12 protein-coding genes are annotated in these 11,601 nt (G+C 27.8%); 11 read left to right on the top strand and 1 reads right to left on the bottom strand.

What is annotated here, in order from left to right; all coding sequences use genetic code 11:
• The first annotated feature begins 13 nt into the window (after positions 1-13).
• Genes murJ through ACTT9C_RS01960 form a run of 4 tightly spaced genes read left to right on the top strand, consistent with a single transcriptional unit; the run spans position 14 to position 4,227 of the window.
• Positions 14-1,543 carry a murein biosynthesis integral membrane protein MurJ gene (gene murJ, locus ACTT9C_RS01975; protein ID WP_440922829.1) on the top strand — a complete coding sequence of 510 codons (1,530 nt, stop codon included), beginning with the start codon at positions 14-16 and terminating at the stop codon, positions 1,541-1,543.
• A 3-nt stretch (positions 1,544-1,546) separates the two neighbouring features.
• Positions 1,547-2,548, top strand: a complete 1,002-nt coding sequence (gene trpS, locus ACTT9C_RS01970) for a tryptophan--tRNA ligase (RefSeq protein ID WP_440922828.1) — start codon at positions 1,547-1,549, stop codon at positions 2,546-2,548.
• Between the two features lie 53 nt (positions 2,549-2,601).
• Positions 2,602-3,141, top strand: a complete 540-nt coding sequence (locus ACTT9C_RS01965; RefSeq protein ID WP_440922827.1) for a NifU family protein — start codon at positions 2,602-2,604, stop codon at positions 3,139-3,141.
• Between the two features lie 3 nt (positions 3,142-3,144).
• Entirely contained in the window at positions 3,145-4,227 is a 1,083-nt protein-coding gene (locus tag ACTT9C_RS01960; protein WP_440922826.1) for a glucosaminidase domain-containing protein, read from the top strand.
• A 4-nt stretch (positions 4,228-4,231) separates the two neighbouring features.
• Here ACTT9C_RS01960 and ACTT9C_RS01955 read toward each other — a convergent pair whose 3' ends face one another.
• The gene (locus ACTT9C_RS01955) at positions 4,232-5,101 is read right to left on the bottom strand and encodes a polysaccharide deacetylase family protein (protein WP_440922825.1); all 870 of its coding nucleotides are present in this window, start codon (positions 5,099-5,101) and stop codon (positions 4,232-4,234) included.
• Here ACTT9C_RS01955 and ACTT9C_RS01950 point away from each other — a divergent pair.
• Genes ACTT9C_RS01950 through metK form a run of 7 tightly spaced genes read left to right on the top strand, consistent with a single transcriptional unit; the run spans position 5,088 to position 11,559 of the window.
• On the top strand, positions 5,088-5,621 hold the full coding sequence (locus tag ACTT9C_RS01950; protein WP_440922824.1) for a peptidase M22: 534 nt from the start codon (positions 5,088-5,090) through the stop codon (positions 5,619-5,621). The genes ACTT9C_RS01955 and ACTT9C_RS01950 overlap by 14 nt on opposite strands.
• Positions 5,622-5,629: 8 nt before the next feature.
• Positions 5,630-6,070, top strand: a complete 441-nt coding sequence (locus ACTT9C_RS01945; protein WP_440922823.1) for a Fur family transcriptional regulator — start codon at positions 5,630-5,632, stop codon at positions 6,068-6,070.
• Complete coding sequence (miaB, locus tag ACTT9C_RS01940; RefSeq protein WP_440922822.1) at positions 6,071-7,399, top strand: tRNA (N6-isopentenyl adenosine(37)-C2)-methylthiotransferase MiaB; 1,329 nt, start codon at positions 6,071-6,073, stop codon at positions 7,397-7,399.
• Positions 7,400-7,401: 2 nt separating this feature from the next.
• Positions 7,402-8,397, top strand: a complete 996-nt coding sequence (locus ACTT9C_RS01935; protein WP_440922821.1) for a PhoH family protein — start codon at positions 7,402-7,404, stop codon at positions 8,395-8,397.
• Positions 8,390-8,851, top strand: coding sequence for an rRNA maturation RNase YbeY (ybeY, locus tag ACTT9C_RS01930; RefSeq protein ID WP_440922820.1), 462 nt, complete (start codon positions 8,390-8,392; stop codon positions 8,849-8,851). The genes ACTT9C_RS01935 and ybeY overlap by 8 nt, the downstream gene beginning before the upstream one ends.
• Position 8,852: 1 nt before the next feature.
• Positions 8,853-10,397 carry an apolipoprotein N-acyltransferase gene (gene lnt, locus ACTT9C_RS01925; RefSeq protein WP_440922819.1) on the top strand — a complete coding sequence of 515 codons (1,545 nt, stop codon included), beginning with the start codon at positions 8,853-8,855 and terminating at the stop codon, positions 10,395-10,397.
• Positions 10,390-11,559, top strand: a complete 1,170-nt coding sequence (metK, locus tag ACTT9C_RS01920) for a methionine adenosyltransferase (RefSeq protein WP_440922818.1) — start codon at positions 10,390-10,392, stop codon at positions 11,557-11,559. Before lnt ends, metK begins: the two co-directional genes overlap by 8 nt.
• Positions 11,560-11,601: the final 42 nt, after the last annotated feature.

Below are 11,601 nucleotides of genomic sequence, written 5' to 3'. Positions count from 1 at the left end.
ACTAATATGATTTATGAATTTAGTTAAGTCAACAGGGACTTTTGGTTTCTATACTATTATTAGCAGATTACTTGGATATTTGAGAGATGTTTTGATAGCAATTTTTCTTGGAACAAGTTTTTTGGCTGATGCTTTTTTTGTAGCATTTAGAATACCTAACACTTTTAGAAGACTTTTTGCTGAGGGAACTTTCAACTCAGCTTTTGTACCAAGCTACACTTCTGAATTAGTTAAAAATAAATCTAGATCAAATAAATTTGCCAATGATGTTTTTAATTTATTATTTTTAGCTTTATTTTTTTTAGTTCTCATAATTGAAATTTTCATGCCAATTTTTGTGGGACTAATAGCACCAGGGTTTGTTGAAGATACTAAAAAATTTGAATTAGCAACTAGTTTGACAAGGATTACTTTCCCCTTTTTAATGTTTGTAAGTCTATCTTCCTTTTTTGGCGCAATTTTAAACTCTCATAATAAATTTGCTGCTGCTTCGGCTGCGCCCATTATCTTAAATATAATTTTAATTACTATTTTATTTTTTGGAAGATATTTAGGTGATGAATTAATTTACTATCTTTCATACGGGATATCTATCGCAGGATTACTACAATTAATTTTTTTATATAGATTTGTAAAAAAATATTATGCATTAGATTTTGATTTTAGATTTAAAATCACCAATAAAGTAAAATTTTTTTTTAAAAAATTATTACCAAGTATTTTTTCCTCGGGAGTTACTCAAATAAATATTTTGGTTGGAACAATTATAGCTTCATTCCAGGCTAGTGCTGTATCATACCTATATTATGCTGATAGAATATACCAAATTAATTTAGCAATTGCTGGTATAGCCATTGGTGTTGTTGTCCTGCCCCAACTCTCAAAACATGTTCACCAAAAAAAAAAGAAGAAAATATTATTAATTCAAAATAAAGCATTAGAGCTAAGTATGTTTTTAAGTATACCTGCCTCAGTAGCATTGGTTATAGGATCTGAACAAATTATTTCAGCTCTATTTGGATATGGTTCTTTTACAGAAAAATCAGTTTTTAATTCTTCGAATGCTCTTTATTATTTTGGCTTGGGACTTCCAGCATTTGCATTAATAAAAGTTTTTTCAACATTTTTTTTTGCAAATCATGATACAAAAACCCCATTTTATATTTCGTTAGTTTCTGTTTTGCTAAATATTTTGATAAGTGTTTACTTTTTTAAAGATATTGGTTTTATAATTATTCCTATAGCAACGACAATATCTTCATGGTTTAACTCTTTTATATTGTTCGTTTATTTAAAAAATAATGATCTTTTTGAATTTAACAAATCTTTTTTTAAACAATTTGTTAAGATAATTTTTGCATCAATTATGATGGGTGTTATCTTTAAATATATGATCTTATTTTTTGAAAATGAATTAAGTTATACCTATTATTTAAAGTCGGTTTATTTAGTATTATGCGTTTTATTAACAATAATTTTTTACTTAACACTGTCATATTTCATCAAAGCTTTTAATTATCAAGATATTAAATTAAAGTATTAGAATATGAAAAAAAAAATTTTTTCTGGTGTTCAACCCACTGGAAATCTTCATTTAGGAAATTATTTAGGAGCGATAAAAAATTTTGTTGATTTAAATAACGATACTCAAAATGAATGTATTTTTTGTGTTGTCGACCTTCATGCAATAACCGTAAGCCAAAATCCAAAAGATTTAAAATCAAATATACATGAGACAGTAGCTACATTTGTTGCTAGTGGAATAGATCCGAAAAAAAGTATCATTTTTAATCAATCTCAAGTGAGTGCTCACTCAGAGGCAGCGTGGATATTAAGCTGTGTTGCGAGAATGGGATGGTTAAATAGAATGACCCAATTCAAGGAAAAGGCAGGGAAAGATAAAGAAAAAGCAAGTATCGGTTTATACTCGTATCCTGTTTTAATGGCGGCTGACATTTTATTATATGACTCAACTCATGTACCAGTTGGAGATGACCAAAAACAACATTTGGAGTTATGTCGTGATATTGCACAAAAATTTAACAATGATTATGAAATTGAAAATTTTTTTATAGTTCCTGAACCTTTGATTAAAAAAGAATTTTCTAGAATTATGAGCCTTAAAGATGGTCTCAAGAAAATGAGTAAATCTGAAATATCAGATCTGAGTAGAATTAATTTAACTGATGATAAAGATCAAATAATTAATAAAATTAAAAAAGCAAAAACTGATACTTTACCTTTACCATCCACTATTGATGAATTAGAAAAAAGACCTGAGGCTAAAAATTTAATTGGTATCTATTCGAGTTTAATGAACAATACTTTCCAAAAAACGATAGATGAATTTGCTGGGAAAAATTTTTCAGAATTCAAAGAAAAACTTTCAGATATAGTGGTTAATGAAATCAGTCCAATTTCATTAAGAATTAAAGAATTATTAAGTGATAAAGTTTTTTTGGAAAAAATACTTAAAGAGGGATACGAGAAAGCGAATGAAATTGCCTCAAAAAAAATTAAAAAAATTCATGAAATAGTAGGTTTTTGAGGATATTTTCATAAAGCAGTACCATTTTTTTAAATATTGCTTATATATGATTTATGTTCGTCCAGACAGAGATAACACCTAATCCTAATTCGTTAAAATTTATACCAGGTAAAGTTGTCTCTAGTGCAGGATCATTTGAAGTAAAAAAAAATGATAATGTAAATAATGAGCTAATAAGAAATATTCTTTCAGTTAATGGTGTTGAGGGAATCTTTTTAAGCAAAGATTTTATTTCAGTAAATAAAAATCATGAAAATTCTTGGGAAGATATCAAGCATATTGTAATCTCACATATCAACGATTTTTATGCATCAGGGAAAGAATTTGTTATTAATAAAGATCTAAACGAACAAAGTGAAAGCTTTGATGAAATTGAGGAACGAATTGTACAATTACTTGAGGATAAAATTCGTCCAGCAATAGCAAGAGATGGAGGAGATATTAAATTTAAAGAGTTTAAAGATGGAGTGGTTAAAGTTCAATTACAAGGGAGCTGTTCCGGCTGTCCTAGTTCTACAATGACTCTAAAACAAGGCGTTCAAAATCTTTTATGTCATTATTTGCCAGAAGTAAAAAAAGTTGAGGCTATTTAATAAATGAAAAGAATCTTCAAAAAAAATAAAATAAAACCATTTAAAGTTTTCGATGAAAATAATCTAAGTTCACTTCCAAGAATTATTCTGAGTAGTGCACTTGTTATCTTATTTTTTTATTCTTTGCCGATTGTTATTAATTTTACCAATGATAAGATTGAAAGTTCTGCTGGGATTCAAAATAATTCAAAAGCAATACTCGCATACACTCTTAATAAAAAATCCTCAAATTCGTTAAATTCTCAAACACTTAATGAGGATGATTTATTAATCGATATTTATAGTTTAAATGATCAAGAAACGGACACAGTAAGACTAGATGCTTCAACGATTAAACAGCTTTTTGAAGATACAGATTATAAGCTTGATGATGTAAGAAAAAATAAATTAGTTAAGCCTATAGCTTTAACTTTACTTCCTGCAGAAATAAAAATGATAGAGAGCGTTAAAAAGAGAAAAGAATTCTTTATACAAATAATATTACCATTAATTTTAGAGGAAAATAAAAACATTAAATTAGATAGAAAGAGATTGTTCAGTATAATTAATAAGAGCAATAACACAAAATCTGAGAAACAATGGTTAGAAAAAAAATATAAACAATACGGTATACCCTCTAGAGATTTATCAAATTTAAAAAGAAGAATGGACATAGTTCCAGTTTCATTGGCACTTGCTCAAGCTGCTAAAGAAACAGGATGGGGAACTTCGAGATTTGCGCAACAAGGAAATGCTTTATTTGGTCAATGGACTTGGTCAGGGGAAGGATTGAAACCAAAAGATGCTGAGAAAAATGAAGGTCATAAAGTTATGAAATTTAATATTTTGCAAGCGTCTGTAAGAGCTTATCAAAGAAATATAAATACACATTCAAGCTATGAAGATTTTAGATTAGCCAGAGCTAAGTTGAGAGATCTAGGTGAACCATTAGACAGCATGATTTTATCAGAATATTTAGACAAATATGCAGAGACTGGAAATGAGTATGTAAAAGTTTTACAAAAAATTATCCAACAAAATAATTTGAAAGATTTTGATGATGCAAAATTATTGCCTTCAAGTATAGCATTAGAGAGTTTAATTTAAGATACTAATCAACAATAAATTGAGTTCCAAACCATCTCCATTTACCATTGTCATTTAAAGAACAATTAACTCGGCCTCTTCTTGGTAAAAATGGCTCTCTAAATTTTATTGTAAGTTCTTTATCAACAAGTTTAATATTTGATTTCATCCATTTATCACCTTCATTTGAATAGCAATTTATATTTTCAATATTTTTTTGATTGTCAAAAAATTTAACTCTAAAATTTGGTGGATTATTTTCTTTTGATAATTTTTTTTCTTCAGGTTCTAAATTTTTATACTCAAGCGGATAATAGTTGATTATTGATTTAAATCTTTTAATTTCCCCGTATTTTTCATTAATTGGAAATCTCGGAAGTTCAAATTTATTTTTATTTACATCAATAATTCCAGAATGTTGCCCAAATGCAATTTTAAAATTTTGAGATATATAATCTCTCATAAATCCCGAATACTCCCCGAACGGGTAAGAAAATAAAGTTGGTACATATCCTAATTTTTCTTTAAAAATTAGATTTGATGTTTTTATGTCATTTAAAAAAACTTCCTCCGATTTATCAATTAAATAATCATGAGAGTGTGAGTGATGTCCAATAACTCCGAATTCACTACTTTCAATTTCTTTAATTTGGTTCCAGTTCATGTATCCATTGTTACCAACAGGTTCGGTGGAGACAAATAATATAAATGGAATCTGATTTTTTTTTAGGTAAGGCCACGCATTATCATAAAAGGATTGAAATGCATCATCAACAGTAAGAAGAATTTTTTTCTCTTTTTTTGGAACATCAAACTCATCCATAAAATCTTTTGGATGATAGAAGGCTAGGTTAGCATCTAAAATAAGATCAACATGTTCCTTGAAAATATCCATTGATATATTTGTTGATGGATACTTAAATTCATTAAATCGATGGTACATAATAGATAACACACCCTCATCATTAGAAAAAAACCTGTCATTATTTTCTTGTGCGTTTGAGTTAAAAGTCAATATAATTAAAAAAATGAAAAAATTAATTATAGATGCGGTAAAGGAAAATATTTTTTTTATGGTCATTAGTAATAATAATACTTATAGTGTTACTCATGAAAATAGTAAAAATAATTATGAAAAACTGATTGTTTTGCTGGTTAATTTTCTAAAGAAAAATAATTTGGAAATTAGTGATATTGGATCAATTTATATAAATAGAGGCCCTGGCAGTTTTGCAGGTATTAGAAATTCTTTCTCAACAATTAAAGCAATTCATATGATAAAAAAAATTGATTATTATTGTTTTAGTTTTAAGGACTTTGAGAATGAAAATGATATTGAATACGAGAATATACCGCATCTTTGCAGTAAATTTAACCTCAAAAAAAATTTGATTAAACCTTATTATATAAGTTAAAATTAAGTATGTCAGATACAGTAGATACTATTGAACAAAAGTGTTTAGCTAAAGGTGTTAAACTTACAGAACAAAGAAAAATTATTGCAAAAATAATTTCAGAGTCGAAGTCTGAGTACGGAGAGTCAGATCACCCGGATGTAGATGAGCTTTATAACCGTGTTTCGAAAGTTGATCCAAAAATAAGTATAGCTACAGTTTACAGGACAGTAAAATTATTCGAAGAGGCTGGGATTTTAACAAAACACGATTTTAAAGGTGGAAAAGCAAGATATGAAGCAATGATCGAGAGCCATCATGATCATTTGATAGATATAAAAACAGGTGAGATTATAGAATTTGTTGATGATGAAATAGAAAAACTTCAGAAAAAAGTTGCAGAAAAATACGGTTATAAATTAGTAGATCATAAATTGGAATTATATGGGGTTAAAAAAAAGCCTCAATAAATGAGTCAAAAAATTTTCATTAAAACTTTTGGGTGTCAAATGAATGAGTATGACTCTAACAGAATTTTAGACACTGTTAAAAAAATTGGTTATGAGAAAACAGAAAAATATGAGGATGCTAACTGTTATTTGTTAAACACATGTCACATAAGGGACAAAGCTAAAGAAAAAGTCTATTCTGAAATAGGTAGAGTAAAAAAAATTTTTAGATTTAAAAAAAAACCATTAGTTATTATTGCAGGCTGTGTTGCCCAAGCAGAGAATCAAGAAATGCTAAAAAGAGAGCCTTTCATTGATTTGGTAATAGGTCCTCAAGCTTACCATAAAATTAATGATACAATTTTAAATTACGTTGAAAAAAAAAGAAAACTTGAAGAAACAGAGTTTGATGCTGTTACAAAATTTGAATATTTGAGCAAAATAAAAACTAAAGTTGAAAAAGTTTCATCTTTTTTAACAATTCAAGAAGGTTGTGATAAGTTTTGTCATTTTTGTGTAGTTCCTTACACTAGAGGACCAGAGTACTCAAGACCACCTAGTCAAATTTTGGATGAAGCAAAATATTTGGCGGACAATGGTGTAAGAGAAATAACTTTGTTAGGTCAAAATGTTAATGCTTACGAAAGTAATGGTTTTCGCTTATCAGATTTAATTTTAAGTATTGAAAAATTAAGTGATATTAAAAGAATAAGATACACAACATCTCATCCAAAAGATATGACTAATGACCTGATTGAAGTTTATAAGTGTTCTAATAAAATTATGCCCCTTGTACATTTACCAGTGCAAAGTGGATCAAATAAAATATTAAAATTAATGAATAGAAATCATTCTATTGAGAATTACCTCGATACATTTAATCAACTTAAAGAAATTAATTCAAAAATAGAATATTCAAGCGATTTTATAATAGCTTACCCCGGGGAAGAAAATCAGGATTTTGAGGATACTTTAAATTTAATTAAAAAAGTAAAGTTTATAAATTCTTATTCATATATTTTTAGCCCTAGACCTGGAACCGTATCTGAAAATTTAAATTTAATTGATAAAAAAACTTCATTTGAAAGATTAGAAATAATTCAAAATGAGTTGTTTGAAAATCAGATCCAAAAGAACAAGTCTTTAGAAAACAGCATTGTGGAAGTGTTAGTTGAAAATTTCACAGAAGATAAAACTAAAACATTTGGAAGATCTAAGCACATGACATCAGTAATCTTTGATGGTAAAAAAAGTGATATTGGAAAAATTGTGCAAGTAAAAATTAGTAAAAGCAATAGAAGTACTTTATTTGGTGAAATTGTAGATAATTCTAATCAGAAAGTTGCATAAATTTGAGTGGAATAACAAAAAAAAATATTGATCAGGCAATAAAGTTTGTTTACTCGGACAATAACTCTTTAAGTGTAATATTCCATGATAACGATTTGTTAATGGGTGTTGTTGGTGAATTTAATAAAAATTTACAGGAACTTGAAAAAATCACTAAATGCAGTTTATATTCTAGGGGAAATTCTATTCTTATAAAATCAGATCCAGAAACAAATGAAAAGGTAAAGAATGCGATTCAATTTTTAGTTAGCCAATTTATTAATAATGGAAATATCGAAAATAAAGATATACTTTCTTCGGTAGATAAATTTATGATTAATGAAAAAATAAAAAATAATAATATAACTGATATAATCAAAACTCCCAAAAAATCTATAATTCCTAGATCTGAAAAACAAAAGAATTATGTCAGAGCTTTAAGACAAAGTGATATTGTAATTTCTGCTGGACCAGCAGGAACAGGTAAAACGTTTTTGGCTGTTGCTGTTGGTTTGACTATGCTTTTGGAGAAAAAAATTGAAAGAATAATTTTATCAAGACCTGCTGTTGAAGCTGGAGAGCGTTTAGGATTCTTACCTGGTGATATGAAAGAGAAAGTAGACCCTTATTTGAGACCGTTATATGACTCTTTATACGACCTTTTTGATTTCGAAAAAATCCAAAGAATGATTGAAATTGGAGATATAGAAATAGCACCATTAGCTTTTATGAGAGGCCGAACTCTCAAGAATTCCTTTGCAATTTTAGATGAAGCACAAAATGCAACTGATACTCAGATCAAAATGTTTCTTACTCGTATTGGTGAGAATTCAAAAATTGTTGTTAACGGAGATCCAACCCAAATTGACCTTCCTAACAAAAATATGTCGGGACTGGTAAGATCAAAAGAATTACTTGGACATCTAAAAGAAATTTCAATAGTTGATTTTGATCACTCTGACGTTGTCAGGCACCCGCTTGTTTCAAAAATTGTAAAAGCATATTCAAATAATGATTAATGTTAATGTCTTCTCAGAGGAGAAGGCTTGGTCAAAAAGGCTGAAAAATAAAAGTCTCTTTTTTAAAAAAATATGTAAAGCTTTGCCAAAAAAATATCAATTCTCAAATAAAAAAGTATCTTTAAGCTTATTACTTTCTAATAATATAAATATTAAAAGATTAAATAAAAACTTTAGAAATAAAAATAGATCCACAGATATTTTATCATTTCCTTCAAGTAAAAAAATTAGGATTACAAAAAATACTTATTTAGGAGATATTATTATTAGTTATGAATATTTAGATAAACCAAAGTCTCAAGATTTAAAATTATTTAAAGAAAAAGTTATAAAGTTGTTTATTCATGGTTTCTTACATCTTTTGGGTTTTGATCATAGAAAAAATAATGATTATTATAAAATGCTAAAAGAGGAAGATTTTTTGTATAAACGCGTAAAGTCAAAATTAAACTAAATTGAAAAAAAAAATATATATTGAGTTTATTCTTTTAATCTTATTAGGTTTTTTTTCATCTTTAAGTTTACCACCATTTAATTATGTTATAATTAATTTTTTTACTTTTAGTTTATTTTATATTCTTCTAGTAAGACTTTCTTTGACAAGTGAAAACAAAAAAATATTTTTTATTTACGGTTGGTTATTTGGATTTGGATATTTTGCAAGTAATCTTTATTGGATTTCATTATCACTAACCTTTGATGAAAACTTTAAGTTTTTAATTCCATTAGCAGTAGTTTTAGTTCCAGCTTTTTTAGCTTTATTTTATGGTCTTATTTCATATTTATTCGTAACCTTTAGGCAAAAAAAAAACTTGAGCTCTTTTTTTCTTTTTTCTTTAATATTTGGAACAATTGAATTTTTAAGAGGATCAATATTAACAGGATTCCCATGGAACCTGATTGCCTATAGTTTTTCTAATCATTTAGAAATTTTGAATATCACATCGATTATAGGTACTTATGGTTTTAATCTTTTTTGTATTTCTCTTTTCACAAGCCCGTCAATCTTTATTTTAAGAGATGATAAAAAAGAAATTTTTATTTGTATTTTATTTCTTTTAATAACCTTATCCTTTTATGTTTTTGGCTCACAAAGGTTAGAAAAATTTAACAGTATAAAAGCTAATAAGCATGATTATAAAATTCGAGTTATAAGTTCAAAAATTAGTATTGATAGGTTTTATAATGATATTGAGCCCGTTTCAGTAATAAAAGATTTGGTTAAAATTAGCTCACCTCAAAATAATGAAAGAACAATCTTTATTTGGCCAGAAAGTATTTTGCCAGAAATCTCAAAAAACCAACTTAAGGAGTATAAATGGTTATTCGAAAATGAATTTAATGAGAACCATATATTAGCGATTGGAATTAATGATATTGCAAAACAAGATCAATTTGTAAAATATTTTAATTCATTTACGATTTATGACCATAACCTTGAAATAATAGATTCATACAAAAAGGTTAATCTTGTCCCCTTTGGTGAATTTCTACCTTTTGAAAAAATATTAAGACGATTAGGATTTAAAAATATAACTAACAATTATCAATCTTATTCAAGTGGGAAAAAAAGAAATGTCATTGAAATAAACACATTTAATTTTTCTATAAAATTATTACCGCTTATTTGTTACGAAATAATTTATTCAGGTAACATTTTTGAAGATAGAAGTTTTGATTTTATCGTAAATATTTCTGAGGATGGTTGGTTTGGTCAGTCTATAGGACCTCAGCAGCATTTTGTGCATAGTATTTATAGAGCAATTGAAAGTGGTAAATATGTTTTAAGGTCTGCTAACAATGGTATAGCCGCAATTGTTAATCCTTTAGGAGTGGTTGAAAAACAGATTAATTTAAATAACACTGGTTATGTTGATTTAATTGAATCAAAAAAAATAAATCCAACAATATTTTCTAAATATGGAAATAAAATTTTTGTATTAATAATTTTATTGTATATTTTTTTAATATTTTCATTTAATAGAATCAAAAATGAGTAATTTAAAAAATTATTTTTTTACAAGTGAGTCCGTATCTGAGGGGCATCCTGATAAAGTGTCTGATAGAATTTCAGATATGGTTGTTGATAGTTTTATTTCTGGTGATCCACACTCAAGAGTCGCATGCGAAACCTTAACAACAACTAATAAGGTTGTTTTGGCTGGTGAGGTAAGAGGTCCTGAAATTAAAAAGGATGAATTAATTGAAAAGGTCAGAAACTGTATTAAGGATATCGGTTATGATCAAGAAGGTTTCACTTGGAAAGAACAAACTAAAATTGAAAGTCATTTACATTCTCAATCTGCAGATATTGCAATGGGCGTAGACTCGACAGGAAATAAAGACGAAGGAGCTGGAGACCAAGGAATTATGTTTGGTTATGCATGTGATGAAACAGATGTAATGATGCCAGCACCAATTCATTATTCTCACAAAATTTTAAGATTAATGGCTGAAGACAGAAAGTCAGGAAAATTAAAAAATATTGAACCAGACTCAAAGAGCCAAGTAACATTCGAATATGTTGATGGAAGACCTTTTAAAGTAAAATCAGTAGTTATTTCTTCTCAACATTCAGCCGATGTTAATCAATCCCAAGTAAGGGATTTATTAAAACCTTACATGTTAAAATCTATACCTGAAAATTTTTTAGAAGGTTTTAATGATGATGAGTTTTATGTTAACCCGACAGGTAACTTTGTAATTGGTGGCCCTGATGGTGATTGTGGTTTAACTGGAAGAAAAATCATTGTTGATACTTATGGAGGAGCTGCTCCTCATGGAGGTGGTGCGTTTTCAGGAAAAGACCCAACTAAAGTTGATAGATCAGCAGCTTATGCAGCGAGATATATTGCAAAAAATGTTGTTGCATCAAAAATTTCTAAAAAGTGTTTGATACAATTAGCATATGCAATCGGTGTTTCTAAACCTCTTTCTATTTATGTTGATCTTTTTGATAATGATTTAGATAAAAATAAATTTGTTGTAGAAAAGATACAGGAGAACTTCAATTTATCACCTCGAGGCATAAGAGAAATGTTAGGGCTTAACAAACCCATTTATGAAAAAACTGCTGCATATGGCCATTTTGGCAGAACACCAGAACAGGATGGCTCTTTTTCTTGGGAAAAAACTGATAAAAAAGGTATTTTTTCTAAATAGTTAGAGTTGAATTAAAAAAAATCTTTACTATATTCAGTTCAC

Origin of the sequence: Candidatus Pelagibacter sp. (assembly GCF_052049575.1) — a bacterium.
GTDB lineage: Bacteria > Pseudomonadota > Alphaproteobacteria > Pelagibacterales > Pelagibacteraceae > Pelagibacter.
This window is presented reverse-complemented; position numbering and strand designations above follow the sequence as displayed.